Origin of the sequence: Serratia sp. BNK-10 (assembly GCF_047456065.1) — a bacterium.
Classification (GTDB): domain Bacteria; phylum Pseudomonadota; class Gammaproteobacteria; order Enterobacterales; family Enterobacteriaceae; genus Serratia; species Serratia ureilytica.
The window spans coordinates 770255-789096 of the sequence record NZ_CP179894.1; the positions used below are offsets into that span (position 1 = coordinate 770255).

The 18842-nt window shown below is 57.7% G+C and carries 18 protein-coding genes; 6 read left to right on the forward strand and 12 right to left on the reverse strand.

Going from position 1 to position 18842, the window contains the following annotated elements; translation table 11 throughout:
- Window positions 1-26: 26 nt before the first annotated feature.
- Both ispA and xseB read right to left on the reverse strand, forming a co-directional pair.
- Window positions 27-947 carry a (2E,6E)-farnesyl diphosphate synthase gene (gene ispA, locus ACMGG9_RS03730; RefSeq protein WP_033651083.1) on the reverse strand — a complete coding sequence of 307 codons (921 nt, stop codon included), beginning with the start codon at window positions 945-947 and terminating at the stop codon, window positions 27-29.
- A gap of 5 nt (window positions 948-952) precedes the next feature.
- Window positions 953-1216 (reverse strand): exodeoxyribonuclease VII small subunit, encoded by a 264-nt coding sequence (gene xseB / locus ACMGG9_RS03735; RefSeq protein ID WP_033642062.1) that lies wholly within the window; start codon window positions 1214-1216, stop codon window positions 953-955.
- A gap of 160 nt (window positions 1217-1376) precedes the next feature.
- Here xseB and thiI point away from each other — a divergent pair, with 160 nt between their 5' ends.
- A complete protein-coding gene (thiI, locus tag ACMGG9_RS03740; protein ID WP_033642063.1) occupies window positions 1377-2825 on the forward strand; it encodes a tRNA uracil 4-sulfurtransferase ThiI in 1449 nt (482 codons plus the stop codon).
- A 66-nt stretch (window positions 2826-2891) separates the two neighbouring features.
- Here the strand turns inward: thiI and yajL are convergent, their stop codons facing one another.
- Window positions 2892-3482 carry a protein deglycase YajL gene (gene yajL, locus ACMGG9_RS03745; RefSeq protein ID WP_033642064.1) on the reverse strand — a complete coding sequence of 197 codons (591 nt, stop codon included), beginning with the start codon at window positions 3480-3482 and terminating at the stop codon, window positions 2892-2894.
- Window positions 3445-4356: a 2-dehydropantoate 2-reductase gene (gene panE / locus ACMGG9_RS03750; protein ID WP_033651084.1), complete on the reverse strand. Its 912-nt coding sequence runs from the start codon at window positions 4354-4356 to the stop codon at window positions 3445-3447. The genes yajL and panE overlap by 38 nt, the downstream gene beginning before the upstream one ends.
- Window positions 4357-4538: 182 nt before the next feature.
- Here panE and ACMGG9_RS03755 point away from each other — a divergent pair, with 182 nt between their 5' ends.
- A complete protein-coding gene (locus ACMGG9_RS03755; protein WP_004940373.1) occupies window positions 4539-5030 on the forward strand; it encodes a YajQ family cyclic di-GMP-binding protein in 492 nt (163 codons plus the stop codon).
- Window positions 5031-5064: 34 nt separating this feature from the next.
- Here ACMGG9_RS03755 and ACMGG9_RS03760 read toward each other — a convergent pair whose 3' ends face one another.
- The 8 genes from ACMGG9_RS03760 to ACMGG9_RS03795 all read right to left on the reverse strand — a co-directional run bounded on the left by ACMGG9_RS03760 (window position 5065) and on the right by ACMGG9_RS03795 (window position 13972).
- On the reverse strand, window positions 5065-6429 hold the full coding sequence (locus ACMGG9_RS03760) for an MFS transporter (RefSeq protein ID WP_033651085.1): 1365 nt from the start codon (window positions 6427-6429) through the stop codon (window positions 5065-5067).
- A 198-nt stretch (window positions 6430-6627) separates the two neighbouring features.
- Window positions 6628-7518: a heme o synthase gene (cyoE, locus tag ACMGG9_RS03765; RefSeq protein WP_025301761.1), complete on the reverse strand. Its 891-nt coding sequence runs from the start codon at window positions 7516-7518 to the stop codon at window positions 6628-6630.
- A gap of 17 nt (window positions 7519-7535) precedes the next feature.
- Window positions 7536-7874: a cytochrome o ubiquinol oxidase subunit IV gene (locus ACMGG9_RS03770; RefSeq protein WP_004940369.1), complete on the reverse strand. Its 339-nt coding sequence runs from the start codon at window positions 7872-7874 to the stop codon at window positions 7536-7538.
- The gene (locus ACMGG9_RS03775) at window positions 7874-8488 is read right to left on the reverse strand and encodes a cytochrome o ubiquinol oxidase subunit III (protein ID WP_004940367.1); all 615 of its coding nucleotides are present in this window, start codon (window positions 8486-8488) and stop codon (window positions 7874-7876) included. The genes ACMGG9_RS03770 and ACMGG9_RS03775 overlap by 1 nt, the downstream gene beginning before the upstream one ends.
- Window positions 8478-10469 carry a cytochrome o ubiquinol oxidase subunit I gene (gene cyoB, locus ACMGG9_RS03780; protein ID WP_033642067.1) on the reverse strand — a complete coding sequence of 664 codons (1992 nt, stop codon included), beginning with the start codon at window positions 10467-10469 and terminating at the stop codon, window positions 8478-8480. The genes ACMGG9_RS03775 and cyoB overlap by 11 nt, the downstream gene beginning before the upstream one ends.
- 3 nt (window positions 10470-10472) lie before the next feature.
- Window positions 10473-11423, reverse strand: coding sequence for a cytochrome o ubiquinol oxidase subunit II (cyoA, locus tag ACMGG9_RS03785; RefSeq protein ID WP_033642069.1), 951 nt, complete (start codon window positions 11421-11423; stop codon window positions 10473-10475).
- 440 nt (window positions 11424-11863) lie between these two features.
- Window positions 11864-13342, reverse strand: coding sequence for a muropeptide MFS transporter AmpG (ampG, locus tag ACMGG9_RS03790; protein WP_033642070.1), 1479 nt, complete (start codon window positions 13340-13342; stop codon window positions 11864-11866).
- A 51-nt stretch (window positions 13343-13393) separates the two neighbouring features.
- Window positions 13394-13972 (reverse strand): lipoprotein, encoded by a 579-nt coding sequence (locus tag ACMGG9_RS03795; protein WP_033642071.1) that lies wholly within the window; start codon window positions 13970-13972, stop codon window positions 13394-13396.
- A gap of 314 nt (window positions 13973-14286) precedes the next feature.
- Between ACMGG9_RS03795 and bolA the strand changes: the two genes are divergently transcribed.
- From bolA to clpX, 4 genes are all read left to right on the forward strand, one after another.
- A complete protein-coding gene (gene bolA / locus ACMGG9_RS03800; protein WP_004940361.1) occupies window positions 14287-14601 on the forward strand; it encodes a transcriptional regulator BolA in 315 nt (104 codons plus the stop codon).
- 367 nt (window positions 14602-14968) lie between these two features.
- Window positions 14969-16273: a trigger factor gene (tig, locus tag ACMGG9_RS03805; protein WP_031300019.1), complete on the forward strand. Its 1305-nt coding sequence runs from the start codon at window positions 14969-14971 to the stop codon at window positions 16271-16273.
- 438 nt (window positions 16274-16711) lie between these two features.
- The gene (gene clpP, locus ACMGG9_RS03810; RefSeq protein WP_016928858.1) at window positions 16712-17335 is read left to right on the forward strand and encodes an ATP-dependent Clp endopeptidase proteolytic subunit ClpP; all 624 of its coding nucleotides are present in this window, start codon (window positions 16712-16714) and stop codon (window positions 17333-17335) included.
- A 143-nt stretch (window positions 17336-17478) separates the two neighbouring features.
- A complete protein-coding gene (gene clpX, locus ACMGG9_RS03815; RefSeq protein WP_004940354.1) occupies window positions 17479-18750 on the forward strand; it encodes an ATP-dependent protease ATP-binding subunit ClpX in 1272 nt (423 codons plus the stop codon).
- The last annotated feature ends 92 nt before the right edge of the window (window positions 18751-18842 follow it).

Genomic DNA, 18842 nt, shown 5'->3' on the forward strand with positions numbered 1-18842 from the left:
CATATCAGAGGAGTTAACGTCACACGTTAATTGTCGCGTTCAATAATGAAGCTGGCTAACGCTCGCAATGGCGCTGTGTTATAAGATTGCGCTGCCAAAGTGTCTAATGCAGCTAATGCTTCCTGATAGAGATCCCACGCTTTTGCTTTCGCGCTGTCAAGCCCGAGTAACGCCGGGTAGGTACTCTTTCCGTGTTGTTGGTCCGCTCCCTGGCGCTTGCCGATCTTTTCAGTCTCGCCGACAACGTCCAAAATGTCATCCTGCACCTGGAACGCCAGGCCGACCGCAGCGGCGTAACGATCCAGCTGCGGCAGCGCCGCTCGTCCTGCTTCGCCGGCGCTCAGCGCGCCCAGACGCACCGCGGCGCGGATCAGCGCACCGGTTTTGTGGCGGTGGATCTGCTCCAGCGCCTGCAGATCGACGCGCTTGCCTTCGGCCTCCAGATCCAGCGATTGGCCGCCGCACATGCCGGCGACGCCGCTGGCTGCCGCCAGTTCGGAGACCATCGCCAGCCGATCGCGCAGCGCCACGTCGGGCATTTCGGCATCGGCCAGGATCGAAAACGCCAGCGTTTGCAGCGCATCGCCGGCCAGGATCGCGTTGGCTTCGCCGAATTTAATGTGGCAGGTCGGCTGGCCGCGGCGCAGATCGTCGTCGTCCATCGCCGGCAGATCGTCGTGGATCAGCGAGTAGGCGTGAATGCATTCCACCGCCGCCGCCGGCGCGTCCAGATTGGTCAGCGATACGCCGAACATCTGGCCGGTGGTGTACACCAGGAACGGGCGCAGGCGCTTGCCGCCCAGTAAGGCGCCATGACGCATCGCCGCCACCATGTTGCCGTCGTTGAACGGCAGCGGGGCGATGAAATCCAGCAGCGCGCGATCGGCGCGCCGGCGGAAAATCTGCAGTTGATCGGCAAAAGCGGCCGATGGGACGATCTCAGACATGTCGGTTACTCGGTATCCGGTGTGAAAGGCGCCAACGCCGCGTCGTCGGCGCTGTCGTTAAGGAGGATCTGCACACGCTGTTCCGCCTGTTGCAGTTTCTGCTGGCCTTGACGCGCCAGCTGCACGCCGCGTTCGAATTCGTTCAGCGCGTCTTCCAGCGGCAGTTCGCCCGACTCCAGACGCGTCACGATGCTTTCCAGCTCGCCGAGGGCGCTTTCAAAGCTGGCTGTTTGCTCTGTACTGGCTGATTGTGCTGGTTTTTTCGGCATAATTTTCTTTTTACGTCATCATGTGAACCGTGGCGCCAGAGCCTATCCTAGCGGATCTTGATTAGCAAATCATGGCGCTCATGTGTGGTTTTGTGCGCAGAGCACGGCGATATGGTGATATACTCCGCGCCGTAATTCTTATCTGACAACAAAGACCGCCATGAAGTTTATCATTAAATTGTTCCCGGAAATCACCATCAAGAGCCAATCTGTGCGCTTGCGCTTTATCAAGATTCTCTCGACCAATATTCGCAACGTCCTGAAGCAGTATGATGAAACGCTGGCGGTCGTCCGTCACTGGGATCATATCGAAGTTCGCGCCAAAGATGAAAACCAGCGGCCGGTCATCGCCGACGCGCTGACGCGCATTCCCGGCATCCACCATATTCTGGAAGTGGAAGATCGCGCTTATACCGATATCCACCACATCTTCGAGCAGACGCTGGAAGCCTACCGCGCCCAGCTGGAAGGCAAAACCTTCTGCGTGCGCGTCAAGCGCCGCGGCAAGCAGGCGTTCAACTCGCAGGACGTGGAGCGCTACGTCGGCGGCGGTCTGAACCAGCATATCGACAGCGCGCGCGTTAACCTGACCCGCCCGCAGGTCACGGTAAACCTCGAGATCGAAGACGACAAGCTGATGCTGGTTAAACGCCGCCTCGAAGGCATCGGCGGTTACCCGGTCGGCACTCAGGAAGACGTAATGTCGCTGATTTCCGGCGGTTTCGACTCGGGCGTGTCCAGCTATATGCTGATGCGTCGCGGCTGCCGCGTGCACTTCTGCTTCTTTAACCTGGGCGGCGCCGCGCATGAGATTGGCGTGAAACAGGTGGCGCACTATCTGTGGAACCGTTTCGCCAGTTCGCACAAGGTGCGCTTCGTCGCCATCGACTTCGAACCGGTGGTGGGCGAGATCCTGGAGAAAGTCGACGACGGCCAGATGGGCGTGGTGCTCAAGCGCATGATGGTGCGCGCCGCTTCGCAAGTGGCCGAACGCTACGGCGTGCAGGCGCTGGTAACCGGTGAGGCGCTGGGGCAGGTGTCCAGCCAGACGCTGACCAACCTGCGCTTGATCGACAATGCGTCCGATACGCTGATCCTGCGTCCGCTGATCTCGCACGATAAAGAGCACATCATCAAACTGGCGCGTGAAATCGGCACCGAGGACTTCGCCAAAACCATGCCGGAATACTGCGGCGTGATTTCGAAGAGCCCGACGGTAAAAGCCGTCAAGGCCAAGATTGAAGAGGAAGAAAGCCACTTCGATTTCAGCATTCTCGATCGGGTGGTGAGCGAGGCGAAGAACGTCGATATTCGCTCCATCGCCGAGCAGGCGCAGGAGCAGGTGACCGAAGTGGAAACCGTCGCGGCCTTCGGCGCCGACGAGGTGATCCTGGATATCCGTTCCAACGACGAGCAGGAAGAGAAACCGTTGCAGCTGGAACAGGTTGAAGTGAAAGCGCTGCCGTTCTACAAGCTGAGCACCCAGTTCGGCGATCTGGATCAGAGCAAAACCTATCTGCTGTACTGCGAGCGCGGCGTAATGAGCCGCCTGCAGGCGCTGTACCTGCTGGAGCAGGGCTTCAGCAACGTGAAGGTTTATCGCCCGTAACGCGGGCAGCGGCGTAAACGAGAGGGGCTGAACCGGTGTTCAGCCCTTTTTTTATCGGCAAGCCGCTCAGTCGCGGAAATCGTACATCCCAGGGATCAGCACCAGCTGCGCGGCGATCTCCGCCGCTTTGGCCTTGCCGAGCAGCAGGTCTATCAGCTTCAGCGCAAACTCCATCGCGGTGCCCGGCCCCTGGCTGGTGAGCAGGTTGACGCGCGCGTCGTACACCACGCGGCGCTCCATCCATTTATCCGCCGGTATCCGATCTTTCAAACCCGGAAAACCGGTCATGTTGCCGATCGGGAACAGATCGTGGTGCTGCAGCACCAGCGCCGGGGCCGCGCAGATGGCGGCGACGATGTGGCCCTGCAGATGCATCTGCCGCACTTTTTCCACCAGCAGCGGACTGTCGCGGAAGCATTCCGCCCCCTGCAGGCCGCCGGGCAGCACGATGGCGTCGAAAGGCTCATCGACGATCGCCACCAGCGGCGCGTCGGCCAGCAGCTTGACGCCGCGCGAACAAACGATAGTCAGCTCGCCGTCGCCGGCGACGCTGGCGGTAGTGACTTTAACGCCCGCCCGCACCAGCAGATCGATGGTGGTGACGGCTTCGGTTTCTTCGCTACCAGGTGCCAGGCAGACCAGCGCCGATACGCTCATATTCATTTTCCTTTCGTTTAATCAATTCAAACAGCCGCGCATTCTCCGGCAGCGTGAGGCCGTGGCTGCGCGCGCGGCGCAGCAGGTAGCCGGTGATGTAGTCGATCTCGGTATGCCGCTGGCTGCGGATATCCTGCAGCATCGACGAAACGTTGTCGGCGGTGCTGTGGATCACGTCCATCACGTATTGCATCAGGCCTTCGCAGGAGGTGTGGTAACCCTCCATGGCCATCACGCTGGCGACTTCACGACACAGCGCTTCGATCTGCTCCGGGTAGCGCTGCAGATCGCCGTTGCGGCAGCCGTACAGCGCCGTCAGCGGGTTGATCACGCAGTTGACCGCCAGCTTGCGCCAGTTGGCCGAGGCGATGTTGTTGTGCCAGGCGACGTCGGGCAGCGCCTGATGCAGCACTTCCGCCAGGTGGCTGAGGTGCTGGGCGGCCGGTGAGGTGGGGCCGATGTGGGTGATGCCGGTGGCGACGTGGATAATGGTGCTGCCTTCGTGGCGCGCGGCGTGGGTGGTGGTGCCCTGCAAGATGGGCTGGCCGTTCGGCGGCAGCTCCTCCTGAGTGCCCATGCCGTTGTGCAGCAGCAAGATGGCGCAGCGGGGGCTCAGCTTCGGCAACAGCACGCTGACCGCGCTGGATACCTGCCAGGCTTTCAGCGTCACCAGCAGCAGCTCGCTTTGCGCGAGGTGCTCCGGATCGTTGGTGGGCAAATTGCGATTAAACGAGACGCCTTCCGGCTCTATCACGTTCACGGCGCAAAAAGGCTGCGGCACTCTTAGCCATCCCTGTACATCGTGGCCCTGCTGATACAGCCGGGAGAGCCACAGTTGTCCGAGCGCGCCGCAACCAAGAATGGTTATTTTCATTCAGTCTCCTTGGAAACACGGGAATACCGCTCAATTACCGTGATCTAACTATAGGCTTTATGGCAGCCTGAAGCGCTATCCCTGCGTGCGTTCAGCAGATTTTGTCTGAGGCGGCAAAGCGGTTATCATGCTCGGCATCAAAATCGCCTAAGCTATTAGGCACTCATTCAGGAGGAAGAAGTATGCCATCTTTCGACATCGTTTCCGAAATTGATATGCAGGAAGTGCGTAACGCCGTTGAGAACGCCACCCGCGATCTCGGCACCCGCTGGGATTTTCGCAACGTGCCGGCCAGCTTTGAGCTAAACGAGAAGAATCAAAGCATCAAGGTTGCCACCGAGTCTGATTTCCAGGTGCAGCAGCTGCTCGACATTCTGCGCGAAAAGCTGAGCAAGCGCAGCATCGACGGCGCCGCGCTGGAGATCCCGGAAGAGTTTACCCACAGCGGTAAAACCTACAGCGTGGAAGCCAAGCTGAAGCAGGGGATTGAAACCAGCGTGGCGAAGAAAATCGTCAAGCTGATCAAAGACAGCAAGCTGAAGGTGCAGGCGCAGATCCAGGGCGAAGAAGTGCGGGTGACCGGCAAGTCACGCGACGACTTGCAGAGCGTGATGGCGCTGGTGCGCGGCGGCGATCTGGGCCAGCCGTTCCAGTTCAAGAACTTCCGCGATTAATCTCGACGGGGCCGGCATTGCCGGCCCTGATTTTTTACAGCGAATTGACCAGCGCTTCCAACTGACCGCGATTGGTCTGCTTGGTATCCACCTTGACGTAGGCGCTGCGCTCTTCCGGCACGACGATCGCCTCGGCCACGCCGGGCTGCGCCTTCAGGCGGCTTTCCAGCGCTGAATCCTTCACCGCCAGTTCCGACAGCGTAATGCGCAGGCTGCTGACATACGGCGGTTCTTTCATGGTGCTGCTGACCAGGAACCAGACGGCGGCCAATACTGCGCCGGCGATAAACACCAAGCCTGCCCCCTGCAAACCGTACAGCCAGCCGCCGAGGCTGCCGCCGATCGCCACGCCGATAAACTGGCTGGTGGAGTACACCCCCATCGCGGTGCCCTTGTAGCCGGCCGGCGATTCTTTGCTGATCAGCGAAGGCAGGATGGCTTCCATCACGTTGAAGGCCATAAAGAACAGCTGCACGCCGGCGATGATGCCCCATAGATGAGAGCCGGAGAGCCACAGCAGCACTTCGGCGCAGAACAGCACCGCCACGCAGCCCATAAACACCTGCTTCATGCGGCGATATTTCTCGGCATAGATAATGAACGGCACCACGGCGGCGAACGACACCAGCATGGTCACCAGGTAGACGATCCAGTGTTCGCTGGCCGCCAGCCCGGCTTTTTCCATCGCCAGCGGCAGCGCCACGAAGCTCGACATCAGCAGAATGTGCAGACACATGATGCCGAAGTTGAGTTTCAACAGGCGCGAGTTGCTCAGCACTTTGCGGAAGCTGCCGCGCACGATGCTGGACTCGCGGTTCAGCAGATGGGTGTCGGCGGAAGGCACCACCGCCAGGGTGATGACGATGCCGGCCAGCGCCAGCACGGCGATCATCCAGAACAGCGCGTGCAAGCCCAAGGCGTGAGTGATGATAGGGCCCAGAACCATGGCGATGGCGAAGGTGATGCCGAAACTGACGCCGATAAACGCCATCGCTTTGGTGCGGTTCTGCTCGCGGGTCAGATCGGAGAGCAGCGCCATTACCGCGGCGGCGATGGCGCCGGAGCCTTGCAACGCGCGGCCGAGGATCACGCCCCAGATAGAGTCAGTGACGGCGGCGATCACGCTGCCGAGGGCAAAGATCAGCAGGCCGCCGACGATCAGCGGCTTGCGGCCGATGCGATCGGACACCAGGCCGAACGGGATCTGAAACACCGCCTGCGCCAGGCCGTAAATGCCGATGGCGATGCCGATCAGCGCTTCGCTGGCGCCGTTGAGCGCCATGCCGTAGGTGGTCAACACAGGCAATACCATAAACATGCCGAGCATGCGCAGGGAGAATACGGTGCCCAATCCCCAGGTGGCGCGGCGCTCCTGCGGGGTCATTGAATTATCGTTCACATCAAACCTCGGTAAAAACCATGCCATCAGACGTTGAGACAGCGCCTGATGGCATGATTTCTGTAAAGCTGCGTCATTTTAGTGTGCAGGGCAGGGGGGGTAAATCGAATGTTGTTTAACAGATATTACAGTTTGGCCGCTTTTCGGCGTGACAAATAAAATGGGCCGCATACGCGGCCCATTGACAGATGATTTGGCTTACCAAACGTAGGTCACCAGCGCTTCAGGCGCCGCCGTGGCGCTGAAGTCGATCGACATCATCACGCTCAGCGAGGTGATGGCGACGATGGAGAACACGAACAGTTTACGCGCCCAGACGCTGTCGTTTTCGGTTTTGTAACCGCGCAGCGCCATGCCCAGCCACCATACGCTCACCGCCGCAGCGACGATCAGGTATTTGTAGCCGGCGTAGCCCACCAGGGTCAGCATCAGCGTGGCGATCATAAACGCCAGGATGTAGACCGTGATGTGGTTCTTGGCGACGGAAATGCCTTTCACCACCGGCAGCACCGGAATGTTGGCCGCCTGGTAATCTTTAAAGCGGAAGATAGCGATCGCATAAGAATGCGGCATCTGCCACAGGCTAAAGATAGCCAGCAGTATCAACGCGCCGGCGTCGAACTCGTTGGTGACCGCGCAGTAACCGATAACCGGCGGCGCGGCACCCGACAAGCTGCCGATCAGCGTGCCGTAGACCGAGTGGCGCTTCATGTACAGGCTGTAAACGCCGACATAAACCACGAAGCCCATCACCGCCAGCCACATGGCCAGCGGGTTGGCCGCGATATACAGCAACGCGAAGCCCACAATACCCAACGCGGTCGCATAAACCAGGGTGACACTCGGCGCGATCAGGCCTTTTACCAGCACCCGATTCTTCGTTCTCTCCATCTTCTTGTCGATGTCGCGGTCGATGTAGTTGTTAAACACACAGCCCGACGCGACCACCAACGAGACACCCACCAGGGTGGCGAGAAACAGGGGATAGTCGATGCTCCCTTTGGAAGCGAGCAGGAATCCCCCAACGACAGAAATTAAATTGCCGAAAATAATTCCTGGTTTAGTGACTTGCAGGTATTGCTTAATCATCACGTGCAGCTCAGCTCTTAATCGACCATCATATTGATGTTGAGGTTGTACATAATCCAGAGTGAACCTACAACAACGATACCGATGATCATAGCGGTGAACAGCAATGCCACCAGGTTCCAGCGCTCTTCCGATGAGGTGTTCATGTGCAGGAAGTAAACCAGGTGAACAATCACCTGGATAACCGCCATACCGACAACAACCGCCAGGATGGTGGAATGAGAGGCAGTGCCGTTCATTACCATCGCAAATGGAATTACCGTCAGGATGATCGACAGGATAAAGCCGATCAGGTATGACTTCACGCTGCCGTGGCTTGCGCCGCCGTGAGAGGTTTCATGGGATGAATGGCTCATTACATAACCCCCAGCAGGTAGACAACGGTAAATACGCAGATCCAGACCACGTCCAGGAAGTGCCAGAACAGGCTCAGGCACATCAGGCGGGTTTTGTTGGTCGCGGTCAGGCCGAACTTGCTCACCTGAATCATCAGCACGATGATCCAAATCAGGCCGGAAGTCACGTGCAGACCGTGGGTGCCGACCAGCGCGAAGAAGCTGGACAGGAACGCGCTGCGATCCGGACCGAAGCCTTCGGCGATCAGGTGATGGAATTCATAGATTTCCATCGCCACGAAGCCCAGACCGAACAGGAAGGTCAGGAACAGCCAGGTGTTTACACCGCCAACTTTACCCTTGTTCATGGCGATCATCGCCATGCCGTAGGTGATGGAGCTGAATAACAGCAGGAAAGTTTCGACCAAGACAAACTTCAGGTCGAAGATGTCTTTGCCAGAGGGACCGCCGGCGGTCCCGTTCACCAGGACTGCATAAGTCGCGAACAAGCTCGCAAACAAAATACAGTCGCTCATCAGGTAGATCCAGAATCCGAAGACCTTGGTCTCACCCGCATCGTGGTGCCCATGCTCTGCATGGGCTGCGTTATGATTGGTCAGAGTTTCAGTTGACATGGTTCACGCCTGCTTTACGGATTTGTTCGTAGTGTTGGTTCTCAATGCGCTCGATTTCATCAACCTGCACATAGTAGTCAACATCGTGATCGAAGCTCTTGCCGATCCAGACGACGATCATACCGATGAAACCGGCCAGAGCCATCCACCAGATTTCCCAAATCATTGCGAAACCGAATACCAGGCTGAAGAAGGCGATGATAACGCCGGCGCCGGTGTTCTTAGGCATATGAATCGGTTCGTACTTAGCCGGTTTCTTATAGGCTTCGCCTTTTTCTTTCATGTCCCAGAATTCATCACGGTCATGAATCTGCGGCACTACGGCAAAGTTATAGAACGGCGGTGGAGAAGACGTTGACCACTCCAGAGTACGAGCGCCCCATGGGTCACCGGTCAGATCGCGGTTCTGTTCGCGGTCACGGATACTGACGAAGATCTGGGTCAGCTGGCACAGGATGCCGCAGGCGATCAGCGCCGCACCGCCGGCTGCAACCAGCAGCAGAGGGTGGAACTCAGGGTTGATGTTCTGGCTGATACGACGGGTCATGCCCATAAAGCCCAATGCGTACAGCGGCATGAAGGCGGTGAAGAAGCCGATGATCCAGAACCAGAACGCGCGGATGCCCCATTTTTCGTTCAGCGTGAAGCCGAAGGATTTCGGGAACCAGTAGGTCAGGCCCGCGAAGCAACCGAACACCACGCCGCCGATGATGACGTTGTGGAAGTGCGCGATCAGGAACAGGCTGTTGTGCAGCACGAAGTTCGCGCCCGGCACCGCCAGCAGAACGCCGGTCATACCACCCACGGAGAAGGTGATGATGAAGCCAACGGTCCACAGCATTGCGGAGTTGAGCTTGATGCGGCCCTGATACATGGTGAACAGCCAGTTGAAGATTTTCACCCCGGTCGGGATGGAAATGATCATGGTGGCGATACCGAAGAAGGCGTTAACGTTCGCGCCGGACCCCATGGTGAAGAAGTGGTGCAGCCAGACGATGAACGACAGAACGGTGATCGCGATGGTTGCCCATACCAGTGAGGTATAGCCGAACAGGCGTTTTCTGGAGAAGGTCGCGGTGACTTCGGAGAATACGCCGAACACCGGCAGAACCAGAATGTACACCTCTGGGTGACCCCAGGCCCAAATCAGGTTGATGTACATCATCATGTTGCCGCCCATATCATTGGTGAAGAAATGGGTGCCCAGATAGCGATCCAGGGTCAGCAGCGCGATGGTGACGGTCAGAATTGGGAAAGAAACGATGATCAGGACGTTGGTACACAGCGCCGCCCAGGTGAACACCGGCATCTTCATCATAGGCATGCCAGGGGCACGCATCTTCAGAATGGTGGCGAAGAAGTTCACGCCGGTCAGCAGGGTACCCAGACCGGAAATCTGCAGACTCCAGATCCAGTAATCGACCCCGACGCCAGGACTGTACTCTTTACCCGACAGCGGCGGATACGCCAGCCAACCGGTCTGAGCGAATTCACCGACCCCCAGGGAGATGTTGATCAGCACAACGCCCACCACGAAGAACCAGAAGCTCAGGGAGTTCAGGAACGGGAAGGCGACGTCGCGCGCGCCGATTTGCAGCGGCACCACGACGTTCATCAGGCCGACCACGAAAGGCATCGCCATGAAGAAGATCATGATGACGCCGTGCGCGGTGAAGATCTGGTCGTAGTGGTGCGGCGGCAGGAATCCGGCTTCGCCGGCGGACGCCAACGCCTGCTGGCTACGCATCATGATGGCGTCGGCGAAGCCGCGCAGCAGCATGACCATCGCCACGACGATATACATGATACCAATTTTTTTATGGTCGACCGAAGTCAGCCATTCGCTCCACAGCCACTTCCATTTGCCGAAATAGGTCAGCAGCGCCAGCACTGCCAGGCCCCCGACGATAATTGCGGCTACGGTGACCATGATGATCGGTTCGTGGTACGGAACCGCATCAAGTGTTAATTTTCCCAACATCAGTTATTCCTCGGCTCCGGCGTGAGCAGCATGTTCACCCATGTCCATACCTTGGCTCATGTCCATGCCTTCGTGCGCGCCAGCGCCCTTGTGCATATCCATGTCGCCCATGAATTTGGCAATTGTTTCTTTGAACAAATTCGGTTTGACAGCGGCAAAGTACTCGACCGGGTTGTTTTCACTCGGCTCTGCCAGTTTGTTAAAGTCGTCGGTGGTGTTCAGGTTTTTAGGCGATGCCTTCACCTTGGCCACCCACTGATCGAAGTCGCCTTCGGTCGGGGTAACGATCGCGGTGAATTTCATACCGGAGAAGCCTGCGCCGCTGTAGCTGCTGGAGATGCCCTTGTAGGCACCGGCTTCGTTGCCGATCAGGTGCAGTTTGGTCTGCATGCCGGCCATCGCATAAATCTGTCCACCCAACTGCGGGATAAAGAACGAGTTCATTACCGAGTTAGAGGTGATCTTGAATTCGACTGGAACATCTTTCGGGAAAGCCAGCTCATTAACGGTCGCAATGCCTTGTTCCGGATAGATGAACAGCCATTTCCAGTCGAGCGACACCACTTCGATCGTCATCGGCTTCTTGTCGGTGACAATCGGCTTGAACGGATCGAGTTCGTGAGTAGTCTTCCAGGTAATGGTGCCAAGGATGGCGATGATAATGATAGGAATGGTCCAGACGACCGCTTCGATCTTGTTGGAGTGGGCCCAGTTCGGACTGTACTTGGCGTCTTTGTTGGAAGCGCGATACTTCCAGGCAAAGGCGAACGCCATGAAGATAACTGGCACCACCACGATCAACATCAACGCGATTGCAGTGATAATCAGTGTCCGTTGCTCAACACCAATTGCTCCTTTGGGATTCATCAAAACCATATCGCAGCCACTGAGCAATACAGTGCCTGCAATTAATGACAGCATCCCAATACTTTTATTGTATTTCTTAAGTCTCATCTAACGACCTCAATAACAAAGGCTCAATTGTCGTTTCATGTGTGCGGGCATTTTACGGGAAGGTTGCAGTACTGTAAACATGCTTAAGGGAGTGTCAGCGGCTTGTTGACACTTTCTGTTAAGGGGGTCACAGATGTAACCCTGCGTGACAATTTACCAATGACAACAACGCGTTGGCACGCTGAATCGTGACGAGCAGTCCGTATGTTAAGGAAAACTAAAGGTATGATGAATCTGGCGAAGAAATGCGCGGCGGGGAAATACGCAGAAAAGGTTTATTTAATGTAAAATAATTGTGTCTTAAAGGTGAATTTAATTTTATTTCCGAGCGCCGCAGTCGGATAAAAAAATAATTTTCTCGCTGATTATCTTTTTTTAACGAAATAAATACACCCCCGGATCGCTTTTTTTTCGGCCGGCAAAATCGCCGGCCGGTCGGGTTACGCCAAACGAGCGCGGCGCAGCGCCAGATAATCCAGCATGCTGCCCATCGCGACGCCGAGCAGGCTCAATGCGGCGCCGATCTGCAGCAGCCGGTCGGCCAACAGCGGCGCCTGCGTCCAGTCGAGCGCATTGGCGATCAGCAGCAGCAACCACAACCCCAGCAGCGAGCAGCCCAGCGTCAGCAGGCGCAGCGCCCAGCGGTAAGCCTGGGTAAACGCGGTGCGCGGCATAAAGTCGCCATGCTGCTGGGTGTGTTCCAGCGTCTGGCGGCAGACGCCGAGCAACAGCAAGCCCGGCAGCGCGGCGGCGATCGAGAACAGATAGAACAGCGGCCAGCCATGGGCTTCGACGAACCAGCCGGCGATCGGCCCGACATAAACGCGGCCCACGGCGGACAGCGCCGACAGCAGCGCGAACTGGGTGGCGGAGAACGAACGGTTGCACAGCGTCATCAGCAGCGCGACGAAGGCCGCGGTGCCCATGCCGCCGCACAGGTTTTCAAGGAAGATGGCGCTGCCCATGGTGAGCAGGTTCTTGTCGGTCACCGCCAGGATCCAATAGCCGAGATTGGAGACCGCCTGGAGGACGCCGAACAGCATCAGGGCGCGGAACAGGGTGAGACGCTGCATCAGCACGCCGCCGAACAGAGCGCCGACGATGGTGGCGAACAGCCCGAGGGTTTTGTTCACCAGCCCCACTTCACCGGCGTCGAATCCCACGCCGCGGATCAGGAAGGTGGTGCTCAGGCTGCCGGCGAAGGCGTCACCCATTTTGTACATCACGATCAGCAGCAGAATCAGCCAGGCGTTGTTGCGGCCGAAGAAATCGCGCAGCGGCGCGACGACCGCCTGTTCCATGGTGCGCGGCGCCGGGATGCTTTCATCCGGCTCCGGCGCCATCAGCGTGGCGGCCACGCCGATCAGCATCAATCCGGCCATCAGCCAGTAGGTGGCTTGCCAGCCGAAATAGCGATCCGCCAGCCACAGCGCCAGGCCGCCGGAAACCAGCATCGCCAGCCGATAACCCAGCACCGATATCGCCGCGCCCGCGCCGCGTTCTTCGGCTTTCAGCAGGTCGGTTTTATAGGCGTCGAACACGATATCTTGCGAGGCGGAGCAGAACGCCACCAGCACCGCCAACGCCGCCAGCCACCACAGGTGCTGTGCGGGTTGCATAAAGCCCATCGCTACTATCGCCGCCACTAGCAGCAGCTGGCTGATCAGCAGCCAACCGCGCCGCCGCCCGAGGAACGGCGGGGTATAGCGGTCCATGAAGGGCGACCAGAGGAATTTGAAGACGTAGGCCTGACCCACCAGCGAGAAGATGCCGATGGTTTTCAGATCGATGTTTTCGACGGTCATCCAGGCTTGCAGCGTGCCGGAGGTCAATGCCAGCGGCAGACCCGACGCGAAGCCCAGCAGCAGCAGAATGGCGGAGTTACGCTGGGTGAAGATGTTCAGATAGTGTTTCGACATGAGTTCCCTGTCTGCGCCGCCCGATCCGCCGGGCGGCGCCAGGCGCGCCGATTAGCGCGCGTTTTGCTTGATAAAGTCGTTGACGCTGGTGTCCTGCGCCATGTCGGCGATCACGTCGCCCAGCACGGAGTTGACGGCGTCGGTGATCTTGTCGTTGGTCGCCGTGAAGGCGCCCTGCACGTTATAGGTCGAGCGGTAGTTTTTCACCTGCTTGTTGCCGTTCTTCGCCTGGGCGATGATCGAGATGTCGGCTTTGGTGGTGATGTTGTAGCGCAGGTTGCCTTCGGATACGTCCGCGTACAGATTATTGACGACCACCTGCAGCGCGACCGGGCCGTCGGCGCCAATCATGTAACCGCGGGCGCCCATTTGTTTCTCCAGCACTTCCTGCAGCAGGAAACGCAGATCGCGCGACGGCGTCAGCGTGACCAGTTGGCCGTCGCGGTTTACCTTGGCCAGCGCCTGATCGGTGCGCTGATCCGCGCCGTTGATGCTGATGGTGATGCCCTGCAGGGTCGGATCCTGCTGCGGCAGAACGATTTTCGGCGTGACGTTCAGGGTGTTGCTGCTGGTCGCGCAGCCGGCCAGCAGCAGGGCGGTCAGCAAAGGAAGACAAAGTTTCTTTAACATGTTTTCTGTCTCATTCTCGATGGATTTAGCAATAATCAGAGCGGGATAGCCGACAACGAATTGCCGACATCATAGCATCGCCGCCGTGCGGTGGAAGCGCGGAAGGCGCCTGAGTGACAAATTTTTACCTGCCGTTGATAAAAACACGCTTTTTTGGCCCGCTCAATCGGATAATCCCCCAAGCGGCGGGGATGACGCCCATCCTCTGACCGCAGAAAAGAGAAATTTGTCCAGGCGATGGTCTAAACGGGGGAAAACCGGCTAATATTGAACTAGATGGGCACGGTCCTCTGCCGGTGTTGTAAGGAGATCCTATGATTCGCGAGCAAATAGAAGCAAAGTTAAGGGCGGCGTTTGAGCCCGCGTATCTGGAAGTCGTTGATGAAAGCTATCGTCATAACGTTCCGGCGGGTTCAGAAAGTCATTTCAAAGTGGTATTGGTCAGCGATCGCTTCGTCGGCGAACGGTTTTTGACGCGTCACCGCTCCATCTACGGGGTATTGTCGGAAGAGTTGGCCGATGGCGTACACGCGCTGGCGCTGCACACCTATACGCTCAAAGAGTGGGAAGGGTTGCAGGATACCGTGCCGGCCTCGCCGCCGTGCCGCGGCGCCGGGACGCTGGCCTGAGGGGGAAATTTTCAGGTATCAGTGGAACTTTGCCCTCGAATTAGGGTATTACTACTGACGAATTTTGAAACGGCCTGCGGGCCGTTTCTGTTTTTGACGACGACACGGCCGATGCGCAATATGGCCAACGTTCGGTCTGTTTTGGCGGCCTTTTGGCGATCGAATCGACAAAAGTGTGATTTTTAGCGCGCCTGCGCCGCCTAGCTTTCCTCGACTCGCCATGCATGCGCCGCTATAATGTCGCGTCTTATTTTTCCGGAATGGTTTCGGGACGCTTCTGTCATCAGGGAACTCGGTTCTTATTTGTAGCCGTCCTGGTTCTTGGAACGGAGTTGACCGAGCACTGTGATTTTTTTGAGGTAACAAGATGCAAGTTTCAGTAGAAACCACTCAAGGCCTTGGGCGCCGTCTCTCTATTACTGTACCGGCTGATACTATCAAGCAGGCGGTGAAGAAAGAGCTGATCAACGCAGCGAAAAGCGTGCGTATCGACGGCTTCCGCAAAGGCAAAGTGCCGATGAACATCGTGGAACAGCGTTACGGCGCCTCTGTTCGTCAGGACGTGCTGGGCGAAGCGATGCAGCGCAGCTTCGTTGACGCGATCATCAAAGAAAAGATTAATCCGGCCGGCGCACCAAACTACGTGCCGGGCGAGTACAAAGAAGGTGAAGACTTCACTTTCGCCGTTGAATTCGAAGTGTATCCAGAAGTTGAGCTGAAAGGCCTGGAAAACATCGAAGTTGAAAAACCAGTAGTGGAAGTGAACGACGAAGACGTCGACGCGATGCTGGACACTCTGCGCAAGCAGCAGGCGACCTGGAAAGAAACCGATCGCGCGGCGGAAGCTGAAGATCGCGTGACCGTTGACTTCACCGGTTCTATCGACGGTGAAGAGTTCGAAGGCGGCAAAGCGTCCGACTTCGTGCTGGCAATGGGCCAGGGCCGCATGATCCCAGGCTTCGAAGAAGGTCTGGTCGGTCACAAAGCGGGCGAAGAGTTCTCCATCGACGTGAACTTCCCGGAAGACTACCACGCGGAAAACCTGAAGGGCAAAGCGGCCAAATTCGCTATCGTGCTGAAGAAAGTTGAAGAGCGCGAGCTGCCGGAACTGACCGAAGAGTTCATCAAGCGTTTCGGCGTGGCGGACGGTTCCGTTGCCGGCCTGCGCACCGAAGTTCGCAAGAACATGGAGCGCGAGCTGAAAGGCGCCGTGCGTAACCGCATCAAGTCTCAGGCGATCGAAGGCCTGGTGAGCGCGAACGAAATCGACGTGCCTGCTGCGCTGATCGACGGCGAAATCGACGTGCTGCGTCGTCAGGCTGCACAGCGTTTCGGCGGCAACGAGAAGCAAGCGCTGGAACTGCCACGCGAGCTGTTCGAAGAGCAAGCCAAACGCCGCGTAGTGGTTGGCCTGCTGCTGGGCGAAGTGATCAGCACCAACGATCTGAAAGCTGACGAAGACCGCGTGAAGACGCTGATCGAAGAAATGGCCTCCGCCTACGAAGATCCGAGCGAAGTCATTGAGTTCTACAGCAAAAACAAAGAGCTGATGAACAACATGCGCAACGTGGCTCTGGAAGAGCAAGCGGTTGAAGCCCTGCTGGCAAAAGCGAAAGTGACTGAAAAAGCCACTACCTTCAGCGAGCTGATGAACCAAACTCAACAGGCGTAATGCCTGCGTGCCGGGCGCGATGAACGGCGCCCCCGGTTTCGCCTGGCGAACTGGCGCACGATGAAAAAGCCCGCAACCTCAGGTTGCGGGCTTTTCTTTTTGCCACGTTGCTGATTAATCTCAGGTTAAGCGGGGCAATATGCACTATATTTACCCTGTTGCCTGGGGAACTGGCTGGCATGATAACGGTCAGAATAACGGCATCGTTTCCGGCGCGCGGAGAAAATCGGCCTCTGGGCTTGAAATCGCGCCGGGCTCCCCCAATCTGTAAAGAATAATTCTGGGGCTGTTTGCCAAAGTGCGCGGGATGAAATAACCGTCGGGTACGTGTGGCGCGGGTCGAATGCTTGAGCATAGTCATCATGGCCGTTCTCAAGTAGAATCGGCGTATTAGGGTGACACCCTGGCCGCCAAGGCAATTTCTATTAGGAGACGGTAATGTCATACAGTGGCGAACGAGATCAATTTGCACCGAACATGGCGCTGGTGCCGATGGTGGTAGAGCAGACTTCACGCGGGGAGCGTTCTTACGACATCTATTCCCGCCTGCTGAAAGAGCGCATCATTTTCCTGACCGGCCAGGTGGAAGATCACATGGCCAACCTGATCGTGGCGCAAATGCTGTTCCTCGAAGCGGAAAGCCCGGAAAAAGACATTTTCCTCTACATCAACTCGCCGGGCGGGGTGATCACCGCGGGCATGTCGATTTACGACACCATGAAGTTCATCAAGCCGGACGTCAGCACCATCTGTATGGGGCAGGCGTGCTCGATGGGCTCCTTCCTGCTGACCGCGGGCGCCAAAGGCAAACGTTTCTGCCTGCCGAACTCGCGCGTGATGATTCACCAGCCGCTGGGCGGCTACCAGGGCCAGGCGACGGACATCGAAATCCACGCGCGTGAAATCCTCAAGGTGAAAGCGCGCATGAATGAACTGATGGCCGAGCATACCGGCCAGCCGCTGGAGCAGATCGAGCGCGATACCGAGCGCGATCGCTTTATGACCGCGGAAGAAGCCGTGGAATACGGCCTGGTTGACGGCATTCTGACACACCGCAGCTAGAACCACGCGGCGCCGATGGACTATAGTAATCAGAGTGGGCAGGGGCTCGCTCTGTTGTAGCCCCCCGGCGTTCCCGATATGAGTTTGGGCGCACTGCCGCCGTGATTTTCCTGCGGGACAAGACTAAAGAAGAGGTTTGACTGATGACAGATAAGCGCAAAGACGGTTCAGGAAAGCTGCTGTACTGCTCTTTTTGCGGCAAAAGCCAGCATGAAGTGCGTAAGCTGATTGCCGGGCCGTCAGTGTATATCTGCGATGAATGTGTCGATCTGTGTAACGACATTATTCGCGAAGAGATTAAAGAAGTTGCCCCGCATCGTGAGCGCAGTGCGCTGCCGACGCCGCACGAAATCCGCCACCACCTGGATGACTATGTCATCGGTCAGGAGCAGGCGAAGAAAGTGCTGGCGGTTGCGGTGTACAACCACTACAAACGCCTGCGCAACGGCGATACCAGCAACGGTATCGAGTTGGGCAAGAGCAACATCTTGCTGATTGGCCCGACCGGCAGCGGCAAGACTCTGCTGGCGGAAACGCTGGCGCGCTTCCTGGACGTGCCGTTCACCATGGCCGACGCCACCACGCTGACCGAAGCCGGTTACGTGGGCGAGGACGTGGAAAATATTATCCAGAAGCTGTTGCAAAAATGTGACTATGACGTGCAGAAAGCGCAGCGCGGCATCGTTTATATCGATGAAATCGATAAGATTTCCCGCAAGTCCGACAACCCGTCTATCACGCGTGACGTTTCGGGTGAAGGCGTGCAGCAGGCGCTGCTGAAGCTGATTGAAGGCACCATCGCCGCGGTTCCGCCGCAGGGCGGGCGCAAGCATCCGCAGCAGGAGTTCCTGCAGGTCGATACCTCCAAGATCCTGTTTATCTGCGGCGGCGCATTTGCCGGCCTGGATAAGGTGATCGGTCAGCGCGTCAACACCGGCTCCGGCATCGGCTTCGGCGCGACCGTCAAGGGCGAGTCCGAGAAGGCCACCGAAGGCGAACTGTTGCTGCAGGCCGAACCGGAAGACCTGATCAAGTTCGGTCTGATCCCTGAGTTCATCGGCCGTCTGCCGGTGGTGGCGACCCTGAGCGAGCTGAGCGAAGACGCGCTGATTCAGATCCTGAAAGAGCCGAAGAACGCTCTGACCAAGCAGTATCAGGCGCTGTTCAACCTGGAAGGCGTGGAGCTGGAGTTCCGTGACGAAGCGCTGAACGCCATCGCCAAGAAAGCTATGGCGCGCAAAACCGGCGCCCGCGGCCTGCGTTCCATCGTGGAAGGCGCGCTGCTCGATACCATGTACGATCTGCCGTCGATGGACAGCGTGGATAAAGTGGTGATCGACGAGTCGGTGATCGCCGGTCAATCCAAACCGCTGCTGATTTACGGCAAGCCGGAAGCCCAGGCATCTGGCGAATAATTAGCCAGTTAAACCAGCGCGTTATCAGCAAAATGGGGGATTTCATCCCCCATTTCTTTTTCCTGCATTCTTGCCGTTGAATGTAAGAGATT